The sequence below is a fragment of the Nocardia arthritidis genome (genome assembly GCF_011801145.1).
Taxonomy (GTDB): Bacteria; Actinomycetota; Actinomycetes; order Mycobacteriales; family Mycobacteriaceae; genus Nocardia; species Nocardia arthritidis_A.
The window spans coordinates 1987798-2014770 of sequence record NZ_CP046172.1; the positions used below are offsets into that span (position 1 = coordinate 1987798).

At 66.2% G+C, this 26973-nt stretch carries 2 protein-coding genes (1 of these 2 only partly in view); both read left to right on the forward strand.

Going from position 1 to position 26973, the window contains the following annotated elements:
* The gene (locus tag F5544_RS47020; protein ID WP_167472751.1) at nt 1-15045 is read left to right on the forward strand and encodes a non-ribosomal peptide synthetase; all 15045 of its coding nucleotides are present in this window, start codon (nt 1-3) and stop codon (nt 15043-15045) included.
* Nucleotides 15045-26973, forward strand: partial view of a non-ribosomal peptide synthase/polyketide synthase gene (locus tag F5544_RS08935; RefSeq protein ID WP_167479077.1) — the 5' portion only. Its footprint extends 8552 nt past the window's final position; the window shows 11929 of its 20481 coding nt (coding positions 1-11929); the start codon lies at nt 15045-15047; its stop codon lies beyond the right edge, outside the window. Before F5544_RS47020 ends, F5544_RS08935 begins: the two co-directional genes overlap by 1 nt.

A 26973-nucleotide genomic window follows, 5' to 3' on the forward strand; every position in this document is an offset into this window, starting at 1 on the left:
ATGCAATCCGGTAACAAATCGCGCCTGCGCAGTCTCACTTCGATTCAGCATGAGCTGTGGCTGGCACACGAGCTGTCGGATGTTCCCAACAACTGTCTTATCTACATCGACATTCACGCCGAACTGGAACAGCGACTTTTCGTCACCGCGCTGCGGCGGGCATTCGCCGAATCCGAGGCACTCGCCGTGAACTTCGTCCGTGGTGCCGACGGACCGATGCAGATCCAGCGCGATATCAGCGATTGGTCGCCGGTGTCGCTGGACCTCACCCGGGTGCCGGATCCGGTATCCGCGGCATTCGAATATATGTCCAGGGAACGGGAATCGGGCTTCGATCTGGAATGTGATCCGCTGCTACGGGTCGCACTGCTGGAACTCGGTGGCAATCACTACTTCCTGGCGATGTGTTTTCACCACATCATCATGGACGGTGTCGGCGTCGCGGCCTGGGCTCAACGCGTTCTCGATGTGTACGGCGCGCTGACGACCGGAATTCCCATCGGGCCATCGGAATTCGTGCACATCGACGATATCGTCGACAGCGACCTTTCGTATCGCCGCGACCGGCGGGCCGTCGATCGGGAATACTGGCGCGGCCGAATACCGGCGGTAATCGAACCGCTCAGACTTCCCGGTAGCGCGAACGGCGGCGCGCGGCCGGGCCGAATCGGTTGCACACGAGACCTTTCGCGGGCGGAACTCGACGAATTGTCCGAATCGGCGCGATCCGCCGGTGTCAAACTGCCCTATCTGTTGATGTCCGTCGCAGCGGCGGCGGTGCGGCGCTATGCGTCGCGAGACGAATTCTGCGTCCAGATACCGGTATCGAATCGAGGCGGTATCGTCGGTAATACGCCGTGTCAACTTTCGGATACTGTTCCGCTGCTGATCAATTCGGGCCGGGACCTCTCGCTCGGCGCGTTGGCGGGCCGGATCGGTGCGAGCATCGCGAGCGACAGGGACCACTTCCGGTACGGGATGTCGGATATCCGGCGGGATATGGGAATACCCGGTCCCGACGGGAGCTCCCTCGGTCCGGTCATCAACGTCATGTCCTTCTTCGGCGCGCTGCGAATGCCGGGCGGGACGGCTGAGCTCCAGGTCTACTCGGCGGGTAATCGCGGCGACCTATCGATACTGTTCTACTACGAAAAGCAATCGGCCCGTGGCGGTTATCTGCGGATCGAGGGCGATTCCGAGCTGTATTCCGAGGACGACCTACGCGGCTATCTCGGTTCGATATCCCGTTATCTGCGGCAGGCGATTTCCGACCCGGGCGCGCCGATAGGGACGGTGGACATCCTCGGCGCCGATCGCCGTCTGGTGGTGCAGACCTGGAACGACACGGCGGTGCCGATCGATCCGGACGCGACATTGGTCGGGCTGTTCGAGGATCGGGTGCGCCGGACGCCGGAGGCGGTGGCGGTGGTGTCCGGTGCGGTTGAGGTGTCGTACCGGCGGCTGGACAGCTGGGCGGACAGTGTCGCGCGAACCTTGTCCGCATCGGGCGTGCGCCCGGATTGCGTTGTGGCGGTGGCATTGCCGAGGTCGGTGGAGCTGATAGTCGCCATACTCGCGGTGCTGAAGGCCGGCGGCGCGTACCTGCCGATCGATCCGTCCTATCCTATGGACCGGTTGGTATTCATTCTCGATGATGCCGCACCCGTCGCGATCCTGACCGATGCCGCCACGTCGAAAACCCTGCCGGACACCCGGATTCCGCACCTGCTCGTCGAGGAGTCCGCCGCGGAGCGTGCGGGTGCGCCGATCGATCCGCTGCCGGGCAACCTCGCCTATCTGATCTACACCTCCGGCTCCACCGGCACGCCGAAAGGTGTCGCCGTCACCCACCGCAATGTGGTGTCGCTTTTCCAGAGCACCGCCCGGTGGTGCGAATTCGGCGCCGACGACGTTTGGGCCTGGTGCCATTCCCAGGCATTCGACTTTTCGGTGTGGGAGATCTGGGGTGCGCTGCTGCACGGTGGCCGGGTCGTCGTCGTGCCGTGGGATGTGGTGCGCACACCGGCGCAATTGTGGGATCTGGTTGTCGACCGGAGGGTGACGATTCTCAATCAGACCCCGTCCGCATTTCGCGCACTGGCCGAGGCCCGATCGGTCCGCGGCGACACCGATTCGGCCTTGCGCATGGTGATATTCGGCGGAGAGGCGTTGCAGGACACGCATCTGCGCCCCTGGTATTCCGGCGATCGCGGCGACGGACCCGCGCTGGTGAATATGTATGGGATCACCGAGACCACGGTGCATGTGACGAAGCTGGAACTGTCGGCGTCATCCGGCACCCAAGGTGACAGCCCGATCGGGCGCCCGCTCGGGAATATGCGGGTTTACGTATTGGATTCGGATCTGGCGCCGGTGCCGGTCGGTGTCGCCGGTGAGTTGTATGTCGCGGGTGCGCAGTTGGCGCGGGGGTATTACGGACGGGCCGGGATGACGGCGGCCCGATTCGTCGCCGATCCATTCGGATCCGGTGGGCGGCTGTACCGCACCGGCGATGTGGTGCGCTGGAACAGCGCCGGGGTGTTGGAGTTCGTCGGCCGGGCCGACGACCAGGTGAAGATTCGCGGTTTTCGTATCGAACCCGGCGAAGTGGAAAGCGCGCTTGCCCAGTATCCCTCGGTATCGCATGCGGTGGTGGTGGCCCGCGACGGCGCCGATGGCGATAAGCGGTTGATCGGTTATATCGTCACCGATGGCAGCGGCCCGGTCGACGGCGGCGCGGTGCGTCGTTTCGCCGCCGGCCGATTGCCGGAGTTCATGGTGCCCGCGGTGGTGATGGTTATCGAGTCGATACCGTTGACGCCGAACGGGAAATTGGATCGCCGGGCGCTGCCGGATCCGGAATTGGTGTCCTCGGCGCGATATCGGGCGCCGGGCAACACCGGGGAACGCGTACTCGCGGAGCTGTTCGGTGAGGTACTCGGGCACGACCGGATCGGCGTCGACGACAATTTCTTCGAGTTGGGTGGCCATTCGCTGTCCGCCACCCGGCTGATCAGCCGGATTCGGGCGGAACTCGGGGTCGAGGTGCCGATCCGGACGGTCTTCGACGCGCCGACGGTCGCCCAATTGGCGCTCAGGTTGGATTCCGGTGTACGGGTGCGCCCGAAACTGTTGAGCGGGCCGCGTCCGGAGGTTATTCCGCTGTCGTTCGCGCAGCGCCGGTTGTGGTTCATCAATCGGCTGGAAGGACCTTCCGCCACCTACAACATCCCGGTGGTCGCGCGGTTGACCGGCGCGTTCGACGCGTCGGCGTTCGAGGCCGCGGTCGCCGATGTCGTTGCGCGGCACGAAAGTTTGCGGACGGTCTTCGTCGAGGTCGATGGCGTTCCGGCGCAGCGGGTACTCGATGCCGACGGCGTCGACGTGCCGGTCGATATCGCCGAGGTGGCTGCGGCCGAAATAGCCGAGGCGGTTTCGGAGGCGAAGCGGTACCGATTCGACCTGTCCACCCAGATTCCGATCCGGGCGGCCGTATTCCGGTGCGGTGTCGGCGAATCCGTGCTGGTACTGCTGCTGCATCACATCGCCGGTGACGGTTGGTCGGCGGCAACGCTCTTGCGCGATCTTTCGGTGGCCTATGCGTCGCGCCTGGACGACCGTGCGCCGGAGTGGGAGCCGTTGCCGGTGCAGTACGTGGATTACACGCTGTGGCAACAGGATCTGCTCGGGTCATCCGACGATCCGGAAAGCCTTGTCCGCGAACAGTTCGAGTATTGGCGCAGTGAGCTCGACGGGTTGCCGGAGCAGTTGCGGTTGCCGACGGATCGGCCGCGTCCTCGTGTCGCCAGCTATCGCGGTGACATGGTGTTGTTCGAGATCGATGCCGAGATTCGTAATGCGGTGGAGCGGTTGGCGGTTCGCGAGGGTGCGACCGTATCCATGGTGCTGCAATCGGCTTTAGCGGTGTTGCTGTTCAAACTCGGTGCTGGGGAGGATATTCCGATCGGATCGCCGATCGCGGGTCGTACCGATGAGGCACTGAACGACTTGGTCGGTTTCTTCGTGAACACCTGGGTGCTGCGGACAACTGTCGCTCCGGCAGCGACTTTCCGCGAGATCCTCGCGCAGGTCAGGGCAAAGGCGTTGGCCGCGTACGAGAATCAGGACGCGCCGTTCGAATTGCTGGTCGAGCTGCTGAATCCGGCGCGCTCGGCGGCACACCATCCGCTGTTCCAGGTCCTGCTGAGCTTCCAGGACAACACCCTGGCCACGCTGGAACTGCCCGGAGTCGAGGTCGAGCCGCTGCCGCCGGCGGGCGCCACATCGCGATTCGATCTGACGGTCAATATCGGCGACAGCGCGAACGGTGGATGGGACGGATTCGTCGAATACGCCACCGACCTGTTCGATCGGCCGACGGTCGAGGGCATATCGGCGCGGCTGGTGCGGATCCTCAGACAGTCGGTGTCGGGTCCGGGCACTGCGGTGGGGACGATCGATGTGCTCGGCGCCGAGGAACGTGAGGTGGTGCTGTGGCGGTGGAACGAGACGGCCGCCGCAGTCGCGGGCGCCACCGTCACCGAACTGTTCCGGGCCCAGGCCGCACGAACGCCGACCGGGGTCGCCGTATTCTGCGGCGATACGGAGGTGACCTACGGAGAACTCGATAGTCGAGCGGATCGGCTTGCACGGGTGCTGATTTCGCGTGGCGTGGGCCCCGACCGCGTTGTCGCGGTGGCGTTGCCGCGCTCGGCGGAGCTGATCGTCGCGCTGCTCGCGGTGCTGAAGGCCGGTGGCGCGTATCTGCCGATCGATCCGGCATACCCGTCGGATCGGTTGGCATTCATTCTCACCGATGCCGCGCCGGTGATCGTCGTGACCGATTCCGCCACCGGGAAAATCCTGCCCGACACGGGAATACCGCGGCTGGAGCTCGACACCGCCGAGATCCCGGACCAGGCCGATGTGAATCGGATCGTGCGACCGCAGAATCTGGCGTACGTGATCTACACCTCCGGATCGACCGGTGTGCCGAAGGGCGTCGGCATCACGCACGGCAACGTGCTGAATCTGGTCTCCCAGGACTGGTCGGCCGGTCCCGGCGAGCGGGTGCTCGTCCATTCCTCGATCGCCTTCGACGCGTCGACCTATGAGATCTGGCCCGCGCTGACGCACGGCGGCGCGGTGGTTTTGGCGGCGGAACAGCGCTCGGATCCGGCGGAGATCATTCGATTGGTCGCGAAGCGGTCGGTGACCAAGATGTTCTCGACACCGGCATTGCTATCGATACTGCTCGATCAAGTGGCGGCGTCACCCGGCAATCCATTCCGGAGCCTGACCCAGGTGATCGCGGGCGGAGCCGAACTCACCTCGGCAGTGGCTCGTCGGCTGAAAACCGTTGCGAACGGTTACGGTCCGACGGAAACCACCGTATTCGCCACCATGTTCGCGGCCGATGGCATAACGGCGGACGGTCCGGTGCCGATCGGCTCGGCGTTGGCCAATGTTCGTGCCTTCGTTCTGGATTCGGGGCTGCAGCCGGTGCCGGTCGGTGTGCCCGGCGAGCTCTATATCGCCGGTGCGCAGGTGGCGCGGGGGTATCACGGCCGGGCCGGATCGACCGCGGCACGGTTCGTCGCCGATCCGTTCGATCGGTCCGGTGGCCGCCTGTACCGCACCGGTGATGTGGTGCGTTGGAATCCCGACGGGCAGTTGGAGTTCGTCGGACGTGTCGACGACCAGGTGAAGATCCGTGGCTTCCGGGTGGAGCCCGGTGAGGTGGAAGCCGTTCTGACACAGCATCCTTCGGTCTCGCAGGCGGTGGTGGTCGCGCGCGACGCCGGAGGCGACGGCGGTACCCGGCTGGTCGGCTATGTGGCCGGTGACCGGGCCGGAACGAGCGGGCACATCGGCGCGAAACGGCTCGACGGCCGCGAGGTACGCCGGTTCGCGGCCGAGCGGTTGCCCGAGTTCATGGTGCCCGCGGTGGTGATGGTGCTCGATTCGCTGCCGTTGACCGCGAACGGGAAACTCGATCGCGAGGCGCTGCCGGATCCGGAATTCGCTTCGGGAGCGGAATACCGGGCGCCGAGCACCATCCAGGAACAAATACTTGCCGAGTTGTTCGCCGAAATCCTGGAACTCGATCGGGTCGGTGTCGACGACAGTTTCTTTGCGCTGGGCGGTCATTCGCTGCTGGCGACTCGTCTGGCCAGCCGGATCCGGGCGGTGCTCGGAGTCGAGGTGCCCATCCGGACGATCTTCGACGCTCCGACGGTGGCCAAACTGGCCGACCGGTTGGACGTGGGCGTGCAGGTGCGTCCGATGCTGTCGGCGCGGGTGCGGCCGGAGGTGGTCCCGCTGTCGTTCGCGCAGCGGCGGCTGTGGTTCATCCATCGGTTGGAAGGCCGCTCCGCCACCTACAACATGGCGTTGGCGGTCCGCCTGCACGGTGTGGACGCGGCGGCGTTGCGTGCCGCGATCGGCGATGTCATCGCCCGGCACGAGAGCCTGCGCACGATCTTCGTCGACGCCGATGGCGTTCCGTCGCAACGGGTTCTGAACGCCGATGACGTCGAGCCGCCGATGACGGTGTCCGAGACCGACGCTACCGGGCTGGCCGAGGCCGTGACCGCCGCGGCGCGTTACGGATTCGATCTGTCCTCGGAAATACCCATACGCGCCACCGTCTTTCGCTGTGGCGACGAAGAATCCGTGCTGGTGCTGCTGATGCACCACATCGCCGGTGACGGCTGGTCGCTGACGCCGCTGCTGCGTGATCTGTCGGTGGCTTACGGTGCGCGTCTCGCGGGGCACGCACCTGGCTGGGCGCCCTTGCCGGTGCAGTACGTGGATTACACGCTGTGGCAGCGAGAGTTGCTGGGGGAGTTGAGCGATACGGACAGTGTGCTGTCGCGGCAGTTCGCGTATTGGCAACGTGAGCTGGACGGGGTGCCGGAGCAGTTGCGGTTGCCGACGGATCGGCCGCGCCCTCGGGTGGCCAGTTATCGCGGTGACATGGTGCTGTTCGATATCGATCGCGAAACCCGCACCGGCGTGGAGCGGTTGGCTGCCCGCTCGGGTGCGACGGTGTCGATGGTGTTGCAATCGGCGCTGGCGGTGTTGCTCTTCAAACTCGGTGCGGGGGAGGACATTCCGATCGGCTCGCCGATCGCGGGTCGTACCGATGAGGCATTGAGCGAGTTGGTCGGCTTCTTCGTCAACACCTGGGTATTGCGGACGGAGGTCGTACCGTCGGCATCGTTCACCGAAATTCTGGAGCAGGTCCGGGCTAAGGCGTTGGCCGCGTACGAGAATCAGGACGTTCCGTTCGAATTGCTGGTGGAGTTGCTGAACCCGGCCCGGTCGGCCGCGCACCATCCGCTGTTCCAGGTGTCGCTGGCGTTCCAGAACAACACCCTTCCGGCCCTGGATCTTTCGGGTGTGCGGATCGAACCCTATCCGGCCACGACCGCGACATCGCGCTTCGATCTGTTCTTCAATATCGCCGACGCCCCGGCGGGTTACGGGTGGAACGGCTTCGTCGAATACGCGACCGAGCTGTTCGACCGGAGCACGGTCGAATCGATGACGCGGCGACTGGTGCGGCTGCTGCGGCTGATCGTGTCGGAGCCGAATCTGCCGGTGGGGTCGGTGGATATCCTCGGGGACGCGGAACGGCAGCTGGTATTGCGGCGGTGGAACGAAACCACGCTCCCGGTCCAGGACACCACCCTGCTCGGGCTGATGGACGCGCGAATCGCCGCGACTCCGGACGCGGTCGCCGTGGTGTGCGGTGACGTTTCGTTGACCTATCGGGAGCTCGATGCTCGCGCCACCCAGCTGGCGGGCGCCCTGATTTCCCATGGCGTCGGCCCGGATCGGATCGTCGCCGTCGCGCTGCCCAGATCCGCGGAGCTGCTCGTGGCACTGCTCGCGGTGGTGCGGGCGGGCGGCGCGTATCTGCCGATCGATCCGGCGTATCCGTCGGACCGGTTGGCGTTCATCCTCACCGACGCGGACCCGTTGGTCGTCCTCACCGATCGCGATACCGGAAAACATCTGCCGCACAACGTGATACCGCTGCTGTACGTCGACGAGGCGCGAGGTCGAGCCGAGCTCGTCCCTGCCGCGACCCCGCGGCCGGAGAATCTGGCGTACCTGATCTACACGTCGGGCTCCACCGGTGTGCCGAAAGGTGTTGGGATCACCCATCGCAACGTGGTGAACCTGATCGCGCAGGCCTGGGCGGCCGGTCCGGGGGATCGGGTGCTCGTGCAGTCCTCGGTCGCGTTCGATGCCTCGACCTATGAGATCTGGCCTGCCCTTTGCGGCGGCGCGACAGCCGTGGTCGCGCGGGAGCGGCGCGCGGATCCGGCGGAGCTCACCCGGCTCATCGAGCACCGGTCGGTGACGAAGATGTTCGCGACGCCGCCGCTGCTGTCCGCTTTGCTCGAGCGCGCCGAAACGCTGCCCGGCAACTGTTTCCGGAGTCTGGCGCAGGTGAATACGGGCGCCGATACGCTGACGGCGGGACTGGCCCGCGCCCTGCGAAGCAAGTGCGCGGATGTCCGGATCGACAACCTGTACGGCCCCACCGAGGCGACGGTGAATGTGACGTCGTCGGTGGTACCGGAGGTAATCCACGGTCCGGCGGCCCCGATCGGTGGTCCGGTGGCCAATACCCGGGTGTTCGTGCTGGATTCGGGATTGGTACCGGTCCCCGTGGGCATACCCGGCGAACTGTATGTGGCCGGTGCGCAATTGGCGCGCGGCTATCGGGGCCGGGCCGGATTGACGGCGGCCAGATTCGTCGCCGATCCGTTCGATCGGTCCGGTGGCCGGATGTATCGCACCGGCGATGTGGTGCGTTGGAATCCCGACGGGCAGTTGGAGTTCGTCGGACGGATCGATGACCAGGTGAAGATCCGCGGTTTCCGGGTAGAGCCGGGTGAGGTGGAAAGCGCACTCGCCCAACATCCTTCGGTCTCTCAGGCCGTGGTGATCGCACGCGATACCGATAACGGCGGCAAACAGCTGATCGGCTATGTGGTCGCCGATACGGCCGGACCCGCTGTCGGCGAGGACGAACTGGTCGGCCAGTGGCGCCGGGTGTACGACGACCTGTACTCCGGTGCCGCCGAGCCGGAAACGACTCGGTCCGAGCCCGAGTTCGGCGCGGATTTCGGCGGCTGGAACAGCAGCTACACCGGTTCGGCCATCCCGGTGGAGCAGATGCGCGAATGGCAGTCCGCGACCGTCGACCGCATCCGCGGGCTGCGTCCTCGGCGGGTACTCGAGATCGGTGTCGGGTCGGGGTTGCTGCTGGCCCGGTTGGCCCCGGAGTGCGAAGAGTATTGGGCGACGGACTTTTCCGCCGCCACCATCGCGGCGCTCGACCATCGGCTGCGCGAGATCGGCACGGACTGGGCCGGTCGGGTCTCGCTCAGCGTCCGGACCGCCGACGACACCGCCGGACTGCCGGAGAGCTACTTCGACACCGTGGTGCTGAACTCGGTGGTCCAGTATTTCCCGGGGGCGGCATATCTGCGCAAGGTGCTCGAACAGGTGTCGCGCGTGCTTGCGCCCGGCGGCGCGGTCTTCATCGGCGACGTCCGGAATTTCGCGCTGCTGCCGGAATTCGCGACGGCGGTGCAGATCGCGCGGCACGGCGATGACGATCCGGCATCGCTCGCCGACCGGGTGCGCCGGGATATCGCCGCCGAGCAGGAATTGCTGCTGACCCCCGAATTCTTCGTCGACATATGTTGTACGGCACCGGGTTTCGATGCAGTCGATATCGAGCTCAAGCGCGGGCGTGCGGTCAACGAGTTGACCCGATATCGCTACGATGTCGTGCTGCGCGCCACCCCGGCCGACGCGGTATCGGTTGCCGATGTGCCGAAAGCCGAGTTCCGCGACGACGATCGGCTTGTCGGGTTGCTGCACGAACGACACCCCGACGGCATCCGGGTAACCGGTATCCCGCATGCCGGGCTGATCGACGATACCGGTTTCGAAGGGGTGCTCGATCCCGACGCCGAGCAGGTGGGTGTGCTGCCCGAGGATCTGCACGAGCTCGGGCGGCGGCTCGGTTACACCGTCGCGGTGACGTGGTCCGCGGAGCCGGGTCGGATGGATGCGGTCTTCCTGGATACCGCGACTGTCGGCGACCGACCACTGACGGACGTGTATGTGCCTGTGGCGGTTGATAATCCGATACCGCATGCCAATAATCCGCAGTCCGGCCTGCTGGCGGCGGAGGTGCGCAGGTGGGTGAGTGACCGGTTGCCGGAGTTCATGGTGCCCGCGGTGGTGATGGTGCTCGATTCGCTGCCGTTGACCGCGAACGGGAAGCTCGATCGCGAGGCTCTGCCGGATCCGGAATTCGGCTCCGGAGCGGAATATCGGGCGCCGAGCACGATTCAGGAGCAGATGCTCGCGGAGTTGTTCGCCGAAATTCTCGGGCTGGATCGGGTCGGGGTCGACGACAGTTTCTTTGCGCTGGGCGGTCATTCGCTGTTGGCGACCCGGCTGGCCAGCCGGATTCGGGCGGTGCTCGGGGTAGAGGTGCCGATTCGCACGGTCTTCGACGCTCCGACGGTCGCCCAATTGGCGAGTCGACTGGATTCGGGTGTGCAGGTGCGTCCGATGTTGTCGGCGCGGCCGCGGCCGGAGGTGGTCCCGCTGTCGTTCGCGCAGCGGCGGCTGTGGTTCATCCATCGGTTGGAGGGACCGTCGGCCACGTACAACATCGCCTTGGCGGTCCGGTTGACCGGTGCGTTCGATACATCGGCGTTCGCGGCCGCGGTCGGCGATGTCGTTGCGCGGCACGAGAGTTTGCGCACGATCTTCGTCGAGGCGGACGGCACGCCCGCGCAGCGGGTGCTGGCGGCCGACGGCGTCGAGGTGCCGATGACGGTGACCGGCGTCGACGCCGCCGAGCTGGATGCGGCGGTGACCGAATCGGTGCGGTACCGATTCGATCTATCGTCGGAACTGCCCATCCGCGCCAATGTTTTTCGCACGGGGCGCGAGGAATGCGTGCTGGTCGTCCTGATCCATCACATCGCCGGTGACGGTTGGTCGATGACGCCGCTGCTGCGCGACCTGACAACGGCGTATGCGGCGCGCCTCGCGCATCGAGCGCCGGGGTGGGAGCCGCTGCCGGTGCAGTACGCGGATTACACGCTGTGGCAACAGGATCTGCTGGGGTCCGCCACGGACGCGGACAGCGTGCTTTCGCGGCAGTTCGAGTATTGGCGGGGTGAGCTCGACGGGTTGCCGGAGCAGTTGCGGTTGCCGACGGATAGGCCGCGTCCACGTGTCGCCAGTTATCGCGGTGACATGGTGCTGTTCGAGATCGATGCCGAGATTCGTAATGCGGTGGAAAGACTGGCGGTTCGCGAGGGCGCGACGGTATCGATGGTGCTGCAATCGGCGTTGGCGGTGCTGCTGTTCAAACTCGGTGCGGGCGAGGACATTCCGATCGGATCGCCGATCGCGGGCCGCACCGATGAGGCATTGAGCGATCTGGTCGGGTTCTTCGTCAATACCTGGGTGCTGCGGGCCGCGCCGACCGCCTCGGCAACATTCGGCGAGATCCTGAGCCAGGTCAGGGCAAAGGCGTTGGCGGCCTACGAGAATCAGGATGTCCCGTTCGAATTGCTGGTGGAGTTGCTGAATCCGGTTCGCTCGGCGGCGCATCATCCGTTGTTCCAGGTATCGCTGGCATTCCAGAACAACACGCTGCCGGTGTTGGAGCTGTCCGGCGTTCGGATCGAACCGCATCCCGCATTCACCGCGACCGCGCGGTTCGACCTGTTCTTCAATATCGCCGACGCCCCGGCGGGTCGCGCGTGGAGCGGGCTGGTCGAATACGCGACCGAATTGTTCGACCGCCCGACGGTCGAGGCGATGGCGGCCCGGTTCGTTCGGATATTGCGGTCGATCGGGTCCGAGTCCGGCACTCCGGTGGGCGTCATCGACGTTCTCGGTTCCGAGGAACGGGAATCGGTGCTGCGCCGGTGGAACGACACGATCGCCGACGTCGCCGACACCACCGTCACCGAATTGTTCCAGGCGCGGGTCCTTCGTGCCCCGGACGCGTTCGCGGTCGTCTGCGGCGACACGCACATGTCGTATCGGGAGCTCGATACCCAAGCGGAACAGCTCGCGCGGGTGTTGGTTTCGCGCGGGGCCGGTCCGGACACCATTGTCGCGGTGGCGTTGCCGCGCTCGGCCGAACTGATCGTCGCGCTGCTCGCGGTGCTGAAGGCCGGTGGCGCGTATCTGCCTATCGACCCGGCGTACCCGTCGGATCGCTTGGCGTTCGTGCTCACCGATGCCGCGCCGGTGGTCATGGTGACCGACTCCGCCACCGCGAAACTCCTGCCCGACACCGAGACACCGCGAATTCATCTCGACGCACCGAATACCAATGGTGTGCGGGGCCACCGGCTCGGTGCGGTACGCCCGTCGAATCTGGCCTACGTGATCTATACATCCGGATCGACCGGCGTGCCGAAAGGCGTTGGTATCACCCACCGCAACGTCGTGAACCTGGTATCCGGGGCGTGGACCGTCCGTCCCGAGGATCGGGTACTCGCGCATTCCTCGGTGGCGTTCGACGCCTCCACGTACGAGATCTGGCCCGCCCTGTGCGGCGGGGCGACCCTGGTGGTGGCGGCCGAGCGCCGCTCGGATCTGGCGGAGATCACGCGATTGATCGAAACCCGCTCGGTCACAAAGATGTTCGCGACACCGCCGATGTTGTCGGCGCTGCTCGACCACGCCGAATCCGTGCCGGGCGCACCGCTGCGGACGCTGGGACGGATCATCGTCGGCGGCGCCGAGCTGACGGCGGATGTGGTGCACAGGCTGAACTCGAAATACCCGGACGCCCAGGTGATGAACGGATACGGCCCCACCGAGACGACGGCGTGCGTCACCGATTACGACGCGCTGCCGGACATCGGCGGCGCGGTACCGATCGGCCGTCCGCTCGGCAATGTGCGAGTGTACGTGCTGGATTCGGGGCTGACGCCGACGCCGGTGGGTGTGCCCGGCGAATTGTATGTCGCGGGTGCGCAATTGGCGCGAGGCTATCACGGCCGGGCAGGGCTGACCGCGGCCCGATTCGTGGCAGATCCGTTCGATGCGGACGGCGGCGGCCGACTGTATCGGACCGGGGATGTGGTGCGGTGGACCGCATCGGGACTGTTGGAGTTCGTCGGCCGGGTCGACGATCAGCTGAAGATCCGTGGCTTCCGGGTCGAGCCCGGTGAGGTGGAAAGCGCTCTGGCCCAACATCCTTCGGTCTCGCGGGCAGTGGTTGTCGCGCGGGAGACCGATACGGGCGGCAAACAGTTGATCGCCTACGTGGTCGCCGACCGGTCCGGTCCCGTGGCCGGCGAGGACGAACTGGTGGGGCAGTGGCGCCGCGTGTACGAGGATCTGTACGGCGGGAACGGGAAACGAAACGGCAACGGCAACGGGTCCGGATTCGGCTCGGATTTCGGCGGCTGGAACAGCAGCTACACCGGCGCCCCGATACCGCTGGCGCAGATGCGCGAATGGCGGATGGCGACGGTCGAGCGGATCCGCGCGCTGCGGCCGGGGCGGGTGCTGGAGATCGGCGTCGGCTCGGGTCTGCTGCTTTCGCAGCTGGCCCCCGACTGCGAAGAGTATTGGGCGACAGACTTTTCCGCCGCCACCATCCGCACGCTCCAGGAACATCTGGCGGGACTCGACGCGGAATGGGTCGACCGCGTAGTCACCAGCGTCCAAGCGGCCGACGATCCGGATGGACTGCCGGAAGGTCGTTTCGACACCGTGGTGCTGAATTCGGTCGTGCAGTACTTCCCCGGGGAGGCCTACCTGCGCCGGGTCCTCGAGCAGGTGCACCGCGTGCTGGCCCCCGGTGGCGCGGTATTCGTCGGCGATGTCCGCAATCTCGCGCTGCTCGAGGAATTCGTCACCGCGGTGCAGATCACCCGAAACGGCGGCGATGATCCCGGCGCGGTCCGGGATCGGGTGCGCCGCAGCCTCTTCGCCGAGCGCGAACTGTTGGTCGCACCGGAGTACTTCCTCGGCGTCGGTGGTTTCGATGCCGTCGATATCGAGTTGAAGCGTGGATACTCGGTCAACGAGCTGAGCCGCTACCGCTACGACGTCGTGCTGCGCAAGGCACCGGTGCACCCGCTGTCGGTGGGTGATGTGCCGAAAGCCGAATTCCGCGAGCATGATTGGCTGTGCGAGCTGCTGCGTACCCGACACCCCGACGGAATTCGGGTTGTCGGCATCCCGCATGCGGGGCTGCTCGGTGAAATAGCGGCCACCGAGCGCATACGGTCCGGTAGGGCCGTTGAAAGTCGGCAAAACGATTCCCTCGCAGCGGGTTTCGAAGGCGTGCTCGACGCGGTGCCCGAGCGCGCGAGTGCGGGTCTGCTGCCCGAGGATCTGTATGTGCTCGGTCGGCGATTCGGATACGCCACCGCGGTCACCTGGTCTGAGGAGCCAGGCCGGATGGAGGCGGTCTTCATCGACGTCGCGGCGGCCCAGGACCGGCCGCTCACCGATGTGTACGCACCGCAGGCAATTTCGGGAGATCCGGCCGCATACGCCAACAATCCGCAGGACACGCTCCTACCCGCCGATGTGCGCCGGTTCGCGGCCGAGCGATTGCCGGAGTTCATGGTTCCCGCCGTGGTGATGGTGCTCGAATCGGTGCCGTTGACCGCGAACGGGAAGCTCGATCGCGCGGCGCTGCCCGATCCGGAGTTCGCCGCTGGGGCGGAATATCGCGCGCCGAGTAGCGAACGGGAACGGGTGCTCGCCGAACTGTTCGCCGAAATCCTCGGGCGTGACCGGGTGGGCGTCGACGACAGCTTCTTCGCGCTCGGCGGCCATTCGCTGTTGGCCACCCGCCTGGCCAGCCGGATCCGCGACGTACTGCGCGTCGAGGTGCCGGTGCGCATCATCTTCGACGCGCCGACCGTCGCCCAACTCGCACAACGATGGCCACAGCTGGCCCCCGCGCGGCGACCAGCTCTGCGCAAGATGAGCCGAGAGGTTGGTCTGTGATGATTCCGCTTTCCTACGCACAGCGCCGGTTGTGGTTCATCTATCGGCTCGACGGACCGTCCGCCGCGTACAACATGCCGGTCGCGGTCCGGCTGCGCGGCGAATTCGACGAATCGGCCTTCGCCGCCGCGATCGGTGACGTGGTCGCGAGGCATGAGAGCCTGCGCACGATATTCGTCGAAATCGACGGTGTACCAACGCAACAGGTGCTCGACGACGTCGAGGTGCCGATCACGATCGCCGACCTGCCCGCCGCCGAGGTGGACGCGGCGATCGCCGATGCGGCTGGGCATCCGTTCGAACTGTCCACCGAGATCCCGATTCGCGTCACGGTAATACGGTGCGGCGCGGCCGAATGCGTTGTACTGCTGCTGATCCACCACATCGCCGGTGACGGCTGGTCGATGGCGCCGCTGCTGCGGGATCTGTCGACGGCGTACGCGGCGCGCAGGCAGCGGCACGCGCCGGACTGGGCGCCGCTGCCGGTGCAATATATCGATTACACGCTGTGGCAACGGGAATTGCTCGGCGCGTCGACCGACCCGGAAAGCCTGCTGTCCCAACAGTTCGAGTATTGGCGGCGTGAGCTCGCGGGCGTGCCCGAGCAGCTGCCGTTGCCGACCGATCGACCTCGCCCACGGTTGGCGAGCTATCGCGGTGATGTGGTCGTCGCCGGTATCGATCCGGATATCCGGGCCGGTGTTGAACGTCTGGCCGCCCGCGAAGGTGTTTCGGCATCGATGGCTATGCAGGCGGCGTTGGCCGTGCTTTTGTTCAAACTCGGTGCGGGCGAGGATATTCCGATCGGTTCACCAATCGCCGGACGCACCGATGAGGGCTTGGCCGATCTGGTCGGATTCTTCGTCAACACGTGGGTGCTGCGCGCGATCGTGGTACCCGGGACATCGTTCACCGAACTGCTGCGTGAGGTCAGGGCGAAAGCGTTGGCCGCGTACGAGAATCAGGATGTTCCGTTCGAATTGCTGGTGGAGCTGCTGAATCCGGTCCGTTCCTCGGCACATCATCCGCTGTTCCAGGTGCTGCTCAGCTTCCAGAACAATGCTGGGCCCACCCTGGAATTGCCCGGGGTGGTATTCGAACCCTATCCGCTCGCCGCGACGACGTCGCGATTCGATCTGGTGTTCAATATCGTCGATGCCGCGGCCGGGTGGGATATCCACGCCGAATACGCGACGGATCTGTTCGACCGCGCCACGGTCGAGGCGATGGTGGCGCGGCTGACAGCCATACTGCGGCTGGTGATTTCGGATCCCGGCTGCTCGGTTGGGTCGATCGATGTGCTCGACGGCGCTGAACGCGAACTCGTCCTGCACCGATGGAACGAGACCGCCGTCGATGTCCCGGACACCACGGTGCTCGAGTTGTTCCGGGCGCAGGTCTCGCGCACCCCGGATGCTGACGCCGTGGTCTGCGGCGATTCCGCGCTCACCTACCGGGAACTCGATCTTCGGGCGGATCGGCTCGCGGGCAGCCTGATCTCGCGCGGCGTGGTCCCGGATCAGATTGTCGCGGTGGCGCTTTCGCGGTCGGTGGAGTTGGTCGTCGCATTCCTCGCGGTCTTGAAGGCCGGTGGCGCGTATCTGCCGATCGACCCGGCGTACCCGTCGGATCGGTTGGCATTCGTACTCGCCGATGCCGCGCCGGTAGTTGTCGTGACCGATGCGGCCACCGCGAAGGTACTGCCCGGCAACGCGATACCGCATCTCTATCTCGATACGCCGCCGGATGACGCCGAGCTCGACGGCTTCGTTACGGTACGGCCGGCGAATCTGGCGTACCTGATCTATACCTCTGGTTCGACCGGTGTGCCGAAAGGTGTTGCCATCACCCACCGCAACGTGGTGAACCTGGTCGCTCAGGCGTGGTCGGCGGGCTCTGGAGACCGGGTCATGGTGCATTCGTCGGTGGCGTTCGATGCTTCGACGTATGAGATCTGGCCCGCCCTGTGCGGCGGTGCGACATTGGTGATCGCGGGTGAGCTGCGTTCGGATCCGGTGGAGATCGCGCGGCTGGTCGCGGCCCGGTCGGTGACGAAGATCTTCGCGACACCGCCGCTGCTCGCGGTGCTGGCCGACCATGCCAAGACGCTGCCTGAGCACACATTTGGGAGCTTGACCGAGGTGCACACCGGTGCGGACACGCTCACCGCCGAGCTGGTGCACGCGTGGCGTGCGCTGCGCCCGGGTCTGCGGATCGACAATCTCTACGGTCCGACGGAGGCGACCGTCGATGTGACCTCGATGACCGTGCCCGAAGGAGTGGTCGGTGCGGTGCCGATCGGCGTTCCGGTGGCCAATACCCGGGTGTACGTGCTGGATTCGGCATTGGCTCCGGTACCTGTCGGCGTACCGGGCGAGTTGTACGTCGCCGGTGCGCAATTGGCGCGGGGCTACCGGGGCCGAGCCGGGCTGACCGCGGCAAGGTTCATTGCCGATCCCTTCGATTCCTCCGGTGGCCGGTTGTACCGCACCGGCGATGTGGTGCGCTGGAATCGCACCGGGGTGCTGGAGTTCGTCGGCCGGGTCGACGATCAGGTGAAGATCCGTGGTTTCCGGGTCGAGCCGGGTGAGGTGGAAAGCGCTCTGGCACAGCACCCTTCGGTAGCCCGGTCGGTGGTGGTCGCGCGCGAGACCGACAGCGGTGACAAGCAGTTGGTGGGATATGTGGTCGCCGATGACATCGACGGTGCCGAGGTGCGGGGTTTCGTGGCCGAACGGCTGCCGGACTTCATGGTGCCCGCGGCCGTGCTGGTGCTCGACTCGATTCCCTTGACCGCCAACGGGAAAGTGGATCGGTCGGCGCTGCCCATCCCGGAGCTCAGGTCGTCGGTGGCGTACCGGGCGCCGGGCAGTGTTCGCGAACAAATGCTGGCCGAATTGTTCGCCGAGGTGCTCGGCCGCGACCGCGTCGGCGTCGACGACGGATTCTTCGCGCTGGGCGGTCATTCGCTGCTGGCCACCCGTCTGGTGAGCCGGATTCGGGCGGTACTCGGGGTCGAGGTCCCGATCCGGACGGTCTTCGATGCCCCGACGGTCGCGCAACTGGCGCGCAGGATGGATACGGGCGAGCGGATGCGTCCGGCGCTGCTGGCTCGGCAACGGCCGCAAGAGGTTCCGGTGTCGTTCGCGCAGCGGCGGTTGTGGTTCATCCACTGGATGGAAGGGCCGTCCGCCACCTACAACATGCCGGTGACCGCCAGATTGACGGGCGCGCTCGATGCGGCGGCGCTCGCGGCGGCGCTCGGCGATGTGGTCGCCCGGCACGAGAGCCTGCGGACGGTTTTCCGGGAGGTCGACGGTGCGCCCGTGCAGCGGGTGTTGGATGCCGAGGATATCGCGGTGCCGGTGACGGTGACCGGTGTCGATGCGGCCGAGCTGGCTGCGGCGGTAGCCGAGGCGGTGCGGTATCGGTTCGATCTGTCGTCGGAAATTCCGTTACGGGCCAGCGTCTTTCGCTATAGCACCGACGAGTGCGTGTTGGTCCTGCTGATTCACCATATCGCCGGTGACGGGTGGTCGGCGGCGGTGCTGCTGCGAGACCTGTCGGTCGCGTATGCGGTGCGGCTCGCGGGCGCTTCGCCGGGGTGGGATCCGCTGCCGGTCCAGTATGCGGATTACACGCTGTGGCAAGCGGATTTACTCGGGTCGTCCACCGATCCGGACAGCGTGTTGTCGCGGCAGTTCGAGTACTGGCGGCGCGAACTCGACGGCGTACCGGAACAATTGCGCTTGCCCACCGATCGGCCGCGGCCGAAATCGGCGAGCTACCGCGGCGATGTCGTCGGCTTCGACATCGATCTCGAAACCCGCGCCGCGGTGGAGCGAATGGCGGCCGGCTCCGGTGCCACGGCGTCGATGGCATTGCAGGCGGCGCTGGCCGTACTGCTGCTCAAACTCGGTGCGGGGGAGGATATTCCGATCGGTTCGCCGATCGCGGGTCGCACCGATGACGCGCTCGCCGATCTGGTCGGGTTCTTCGTGAACACGTGGGTGTTGCGGACGGAGGTCGATCCGTCGGCGTCGTTCACCGAGATTCTGGAGCAGGTCAGGGCAAAAGCGTTGGCGGCCTACGAGAATCAAGACGTTCCGTTCGAATTGCTGGTGGAGTTGCTGAATCCGGTTCGCTCGGCGGCGCATCACCCGTTGTTCCAGGTGTCGCTGGCGTTCCAGAACAACACGCTGCCGAAGCTCGAATTGCCCGGTGTGCGAGTCGAATCCCATCCCGCGACAACGGCGACCGCGCGGTTCGATCTGTTCTTCAATATCGCCGATGCCCCGGCGGGTCGCGCGTGGAGCGGTTTGGTCGAATTCGCGACGGATCTGTTCGACCGCTCGACGGTCGAGACGATGGCGGCGCGATTCGTCAGCCTGCTGCGACAGGTGGTGGCCGATCCGGACGCGCCGGTCGGCGCGGTCGATGTGCTCGGGGGTGAGGAACGGGAACTGGTGCTGCGCCGGTGGAACGACACCGCGGCGGACGTCTCCGATGCCACCGTGCCGGAGTTGTTCGAGGCGCAAGCCGTTCGGACACCGGATGCGGTGGCGGTGTGCTGCGGTGACGCCACCGTGTCGTATCGGGAGTTCGATCGCCTGTCGGGTCTGCTTGCGCAAGTGTTGATTTCGCGCGGGGTCGGTCCGGAAACCATTGTCGCGGTCGCACTGCCGCGATCGGTGGATTTGATCGTCGCGCTGCTCGCGGTTTCGAAGGCCGGTGGTGCGTATCTGCCGATCGATCCGGTGTACCCATCGGATCGTTTGGCCTTCATGCTTGCCGATGCCGCGCCGGTCGTGGTGATATCCGACTCCGCCACTGCGAAGATACTGCCCGACAACGAAATACCGCACCTTCACCTGGACTCGCTCGACGCCGCGGACCGGACCGTCGCGCAGCGGGGCGTCGCGGCGCGTCCGCACAACCTGGCGTACGTGATGTATACCTCGGGCTCCACCGGCGTGCCGAAAGGTGTTGGCGTCACTCACCGTAACCTGGCGAACCTGGTCGCTCAGGTGCGGTCGACGGGGCGGGACGATCGCGTGCTGGTGCACTCCTCGGTCGCGTTCGACGCCTCGACATATGAGATCTGGCCCGCCCTGTGCGATGGCGCCGGTCTGGTCGTCTCGGACGCGCAGCGCTCCGATCCGGTCGAGATCACGCGGTTGGTCGAGACGTGGTCGGTGACGAAGATATTCGTCACTCCGCCATTGCTGTCGGCTCTGGTGGATCACGTCGAGTCGGTGCCGGACCACCCGTTGCGGACGGTGACGCGGGTTCTGGCCGGTGGCGCCGAGCTGTCGGCCGATGTGGTCCGGCGATTGACCGCGAAATACCCCGATATCCAGGTGACGAATATCTACGGGCCCACCGAGACAACGGTATTCGTGACCGACCGCGCAGTGGGGGCGGATGCCGCCGGTGCGGTGCCGATCGGTGGTCCGGTGCTCAATACCCGTGTGTTCGTGCTCGACTCGTGGTTGCGGCCGGTACCGGTGGGCGTCGCGGGCGAATTGTATGTGGCCGGTGCGCAATTGGCGCGCGGCTATCGGGGCGGGGCCGGATTCACCGCGTCGCGCTTCGTCGCGGATCCGTTCGATCGGTGCGGTGGCCGGTTGTATCGCACGGGCGATGTGGTGCGGTGGAATGCCGACGGGCAGTTGGAATTCGTCGGCCGCAGCGACGACCAGGTGAAGATCCGCGGGTTCCGGGTCGAACCGGGCGAGGTGGAATGCGTGCTCGCACAACATCCGTCGGTCTCCCAAGCGGTAGTCGTCGCGCGCGGAACCGGTTCTGGTGCAAAGCAACTCATCGGCTACGTGACAGCGGTCGGCGAAGCGGTCGACGCCGCCGACGTGCGCGGGTTCGCGGCCGAGCGTTTGCCGGAGTTCATGGTGCCCGCGGTGGTGCTGCTGCTCGATTCGATGCCGTTGACGGCCAACGGAAAACTCGACCGGGCCGCGCTGCCGGAGCCGGAGTTCACCTCCTCGATGCGGTATCGAGCGCCGCGTACCCGCCCCGAGCGAGTTCTCGCAACGGTATTCGCAGAGGTGCTCGGGTTGACCCGAGTGGGCGTCGACGACAACTTCTTCGAGTTGGGTGGGGACAGCATTCGCTCGATCCAGTTGGTTTCGCGGGCCCGCGCGTCGGGCGTCGAGGTAAGTCCCCGTGCGGTTTTCGAATGTCGGACGGTGGCGGCATTGGCGGCCGTAGCCGTCGAACACGCACAGGCGGAACTGGATGAACTGCCGGGCGGCGGGGTGGGCTGGCAGCCGTTGCTGCCGGTCGCGCGATTCGTACGCGAATTGGGCGGCGGATTCGACGATTTCAATCAGACGATGGTGCTCGATCTGCCCGTCGGCATCGATCGGGCGGGCCTGGTGGCCACCCTGACGGCGGTGATCGATCGGCATGACATATTGCGGTCGCGACTGGTCGACGACGAACGCGGCCCCGGGCTGGAGGTCGCGCCGGTCGGGTCGATCGACGTGGGACGGTTGCTGTCTCGCGCGGAGATCGGCGAGCGGGTGGCCCCCAGGTTGGATCCGGCCGCCGGGGTGATGGTGCGGTTCGTGTGGTTCGATGCCGGTCCGGAGCAGGCGGGCCGGTTGGCGATCGTCGCGCATCACCTGGTGATCGATGGCGTGTCCTGGCGGATTCTGCTGCCGGACTTGGCCGCCGTCTGGCAGTCGATCTCCTCGGGTGTCGCACCGGAACCCGTGACGGGGACGTCGATGCGGCGTTGGGCGCATGGTCTTGTCGATGCGGCTGCCGAGCCGGAGCGGGTGGCGGAACTGTCGTGGTGGCGTTCGGTTCTCGACGGTCCGGATCCGATACTCGGTGCGCGGCCGCTGGATCCGGCGGTGGATGTCATGGCGACCGTCGGCCACACCATCGTCGAGCTTCCGGTGATCGAGACGGAGATCCTGTTGACCACGCTGCCAGCGATATTCCACGGTGGTGTCGAAGACGGACTGTTGGCGGCGCTGTCCGCGGCGGTGACGCGGTGGCGTGGTGTGTCCGAGGATTCGGTGTTGATCCGGTTGGAAGGTCATGGGCGGGAGGAGAACACGGTTCCCGGCGCTGATCTGTCGAATACGGTTGGTTGGTTCACCAGCATGTACCCGGTGCGATTGCGCACGGACGCAACGGCATGGGATGAGGTTCGCGCGGGCGGACCGGCGGCGGGCGCATTGGTCAAGTCGGTCAAGGAACAGCTGCGCGCGGTTCCGGGGAAGGGCATCGGCTACGGGTTGCTCCGATACCTGAATCCCGAGACATCCGCTGTGCTGCGGGAGTTTTCGGCGGGACAGATCGGCTTCAACCATCTCGGCAGGTTCACCTCCGCCGACCTCATGCCGCGACGCCTGCGGGGCAACGGGTGGACTCCGGCCCGGGCCGAGGCGGAATCCATTGCGGCACAGGATCCGGCGCTGCCCGCGCTGGCGGTGCTCGATGTCACCACGATGGTCGTCGACAGCGACGAGGGACCAGTATTGCGAGCGATATTCGCGACACCGACCGGCGTGCTGGCGACTACCCAGGCCGAGGAACTGGCCGCCTTGTGGCGGGACGCGGCCATGGGATTGGCCCGGCATGCCGCCGGGCCGGACGCCGGTGGATTGACACCTTCGGATCTTCCGCTGGTCGCGATGGAACAGCGGGAGATCGAAGACCTGGAGCGGCGGTATCCGGGCCTGGCGCAAATCTGGCCGCTGACCGCGATGCAGTCGGGTTTGCTGTTCCATCAGGCGTTGGCGGGCAAGGGTTTCGACGCCTATCACATGCAGGTGGTTTTCGGCCTGACCGGCCGCGTTGATCCGGCCCGGATGCGCGCCGCCGGTCAGGGACTGCTGGACCGCTATCCGAATCTGCGGGTCGGATTCGCCGCCGACGCGCGCGGCGTACCGGTGCAAATCGTCGTCGACGGCATCGAAATGCCGTGGCGCGTAGTCGATCTGCGTGATGCCGACGAGGCCGAACGCGCGGCGGCACTGGAACTGCTGCTTATCGAGGACCGGAATACGCATTTCGATTCGTCGATTCCGCCGCTGCTGCGCTTCACGCTGGTGCTGACGGCGGAGCAGCGGTCGGAACTGGTTTTCACCGCCCACCACGTGCTACTCGACGGTTGGTCGCTGCCGCTGCTGATCCGGGATCTGCTGAGCCTCTACGGTTCCGGTGGTGACACCGGGGCACTGCCACCGGTCGCCGACTACCGGGAATTCCTGAAGTGGCTGCACCAACAGGATATTCATGTCGGCATTCAGGCATGGCTCGACGAACTCGACGGCGTCCGGGAACCGACTTTGCTCGCCGGCGGAACAGGCACTGCCGCACCGGTGGGCGTCGAGCAGGTCGATGTGCCGCTGCCCGCTCCGGTCGGCCCGGAATTATCAAGGCGGGCAAGGGAGCTCGGTGTCACGCTGAATACGGTCGTGCAGGCCGCGTGGGGCATCCTGCTCGCGGCTTCGACCGGCCGCCGCGATGTGCTGGCCGGTGCCACCGTGTCCGGCCGCCCGTCGGCGATCGCCGGAGTGGATGCGATGGTCGGGTTGTTCATCAATACCGTGCCGGTGCGCGTGCGATTCGACGACCGCGACACCCTCGCAGGCCTTTTGACCGGACTACAGGCCCGGCAGGCCGCGCTGCTGGAACATCACCACGTCGGGTTGAGCGATATTCATCAGGCCACCGGCTTGAATGTCTTGTTCGACACCCTGATCGGGTTCGAGTCCTACCCGGTCGACCGTGCCGGAATCGGTGCGGCCGTCACGGCGAGCGGTATCGCCATCGCCGATCTGCGGTCCAGCGCGCCGACGCACTACCCGTTGACGGTCGTGGCGGGCGCGGACCCCGATCTCACGCTGCGGCTCGAATATCGCACCGATGTGTTCGCCCGGCCCGCGGTCGAAGCGATGTCGACGCGGTTGGTACGGATATTGGCTCAGGTGGCAGCAGACCCGGATATCGCGGTGGCGTCGATCGATATCCTCGGCGACGAGCGCGATCTGGTGCTGCGCCGGTGGAACGAGACCACCGTCGAAATCCCGGACGTCACCCTGGTCGGATTGTTCGAGCCGCGGGCGGCCCGGACACCGGATGCGGTCGCGGTGCACTGCGGCGAGGTCGAGCTTTCGTACCGGGAGCTCGATACGCGGGCGGATCAAGTTGCGCGGGCGTTGGTTTCGCGTGGGGCCGGTCCGGATACGATTGTCGCGGTCGCATTGCCGAGATCGGCGGAATTGCTGGTCGCGTTGGTGGCGGTGCTGAAGGCCGGCGGCGGGTATCTGCCGATCGATCCGGCGTACCCCTCGGATCGGCTGGCCTTCGTCATGGCCGACGCCGCTCCGGTCGTCGTCGTGACCGATCCGGAGACGGCAAAGATATTGCCGCACAATGATATACCGCTCCTATATCTCGATGGCATCGACGACGCGGACGGTAGCGACCGGACCGTCCCGGTGCGGCCACAGAATTTGGCGTACCTGATCTACACCTCGGGTTCCACCGGTGTGCCGAAAGGTGTTGGTATCACCCACCGCAACGTGGTGAACCTGGTCGCTCAGGCGTGGCAGGCGAATCCCGGCGAACGCGTGCTGATGCATTCGTCGGTGGCCTTCGACGCCTCGACATACGAGATCTGGCCCGCGCTGTGCGGCGGCGCGACGCTGGTTGTCGCGAGTGAGCGGCGTTCGGACCCGGCCGAGATCACCCGTCTGGTCGAGACCTGCTCGGTGACAAAGATGTTCGCCACCCCACCGCTGCTGTCCGCGCTGGTCGAATACACGGAGTCGTCGCGGTGCGACGCGCTTCGGAGCCTGACACAGGTGAATACCGGGGCGGATACGCTCACCGCGGGACTGGTCCACGCGCTGAAGGCCGCCTGCGGCGGTGTGCGGATCGAAAATCTCTACGGCCCCACGGAGGCGACGGTCGATGTGACATCGCTGGCCGTGCCCGACGGGGTGGTCGGTGCGGTGCCGATCGGTGTTCCGGTGACCAATACCCGGGCGTATGTGCTGGATCCGTGGTTGGCGCCGGTGCCGGTCGGAATCGCCGGTGAGCTGTATGTGGCAGGCGCGCAATTGGCGCGCGGCTATCGCGGGCAGGCCGGATTGACCGCGGCGCGGTTCGTGGCCGATCCCTTCGATCCGGCCGGTGGCAGGCTGTACCGCACCGGTGACGTGGTGCGGTGGAATGCCAACGGGCAGTTGGAATTCGTCGGTCGCAGCGACGACCAGGTGAAGATCCGCGGGTTCCGCGTGGAACCGGGTGAGGTGGAAACCGCGCTCGCCCAGCATCCTTCGGTATCCAGGGCGGTGGTCGTCGCGCTCGACGCCGGCGGCGGCAAACAGCTTGTCGGATACGTCGTCCCGGATCGGACCGACTCGGCCGAACTGGATGGGGCGCGGGTGCGTGAGTTCGTCTCCGAGCGGCTGCCCGATTTCATGGTGCCCGCCGCGGTGCTGGTGCTCGACTCGATTCCGTTGACCGCCAACGGGAAAATCGATCGCGCGGCGCTGCCGGTGCCGGAGCTGGTGTCGTCGGCGGAATACCGGGCGCCGAGCACCGCCGAGGAGCGGGTGCTGGCAACGATTTTCGCCGAGGTGCTCGGCCTGGACCGGGTCGGCGTCGACGACAATTTCTTCGAATTGGGTGGGGACAGTATCCGTTCCATCCAGGTGGTGTCGCGGGCGCGGGCGCTCGGCGTTGTGGTGAGTCCGCGGGAGGTGTTCGAGCGCAGGACCGTCGCGGCGCTGGCGGCGGTGGCCGATGGGCGCGCGGCGGATTCGGTATTGGGGGAGTTGGCCGGTGGCGGGGTCGGTTGGCTGCCATTGCTGCCGGTGGCCCGGTTCGTGCGCGAATCGGGCGGCGGGTTCGAACGTTTCAGCCAGTCGATGGTGCTGGATCTGCCGGTCGGCATCGATCGGGCAGGGCTGGTGGCGACGCTGACCGCGGTGCTCGACCGTCACGATGTACTGCGGGCGCGGTTGGTCGACGACGAGCGCGGCCCGGGGCTGGAGGTCGCGCCGGCCGGGTCGGTGGATGCCTGGCGGTTGGTGCATCGCGTCGAGGTGATCGATTTCGGGGCGGATGCGGTTGCCGCGGAGTTGGAAGCGGCGGTGGGCCGCTTGGATCCCGCAGCCGGAGTGATGATGCGGTTCGTGTGGTTCGATGCCGGTCCGGAACGGGCGGGCCGGTTGGCGATCATCGCGCATCACCTGGCAGTCGACGGGGTCTCGTGGCGAATCCTCCTGCCGGACTTCGTATCCGCGTGGCAAGCGATCTCTTCGGGTGTCGCACCGGCGCCCGTGACGGGGACGTCGATGCGGCGTTGGGCGCATGGTCTTGTCGATGCGGCTGCCGAGCCGGAGCGGGTGGCGGAATTGGCTTGGTGGCGTTCGGTTCTCGACGGGCCGGATGCGATGCTCGGTGCGCGGCCATTGGATCCTGGCGTCGATGTGCTGGCCACTGTCGAGCGCATCCAGATACAGATTCCGCAGGCCGAGACGGAGATCCTGTTGACCACGCTGCCAGCGATATTCCACGGTGGTGTCGAAGACGGACTGTTGGCGGCGCTGTCCGCGGCGGTGACGCGGTGGCGTGGTGTGTCCGAGGATTCGGTGTTGATCCGGTTGGAAGGTCATGGGCGGGAGGAGAACACGGTTCCCGGCGCTGATCTGTCGAATACGGTTGGTTGGTTCACCAGCATGTACCCGGTGCGATTGCGCGCCACCGCGGCGGATTGGGATGAACTTTGCGCGGGCGGTGACATGGCGGGCGCCCTGTTCAAATCGATCAAGGAGCAGCTGCGCGCGCTGCCGGACAAAGGTATCGGCTATGGGTTGCTGCGCTATTTGAATTCCGAGACAGCAGCTGTGCTGCAACAGTTTTCGGCCGGGCAGATCGCGT

Bases quoted from the DNA above. Each gene is read 5' to 3' on its own strand.
- F5544_RS47020 (WP_167472751.1), top strand. From the start codon at position 1: ATGCAATCCGGTAACAAATCGCGCCTGCGCAGTCTCACTTCGATTCAG.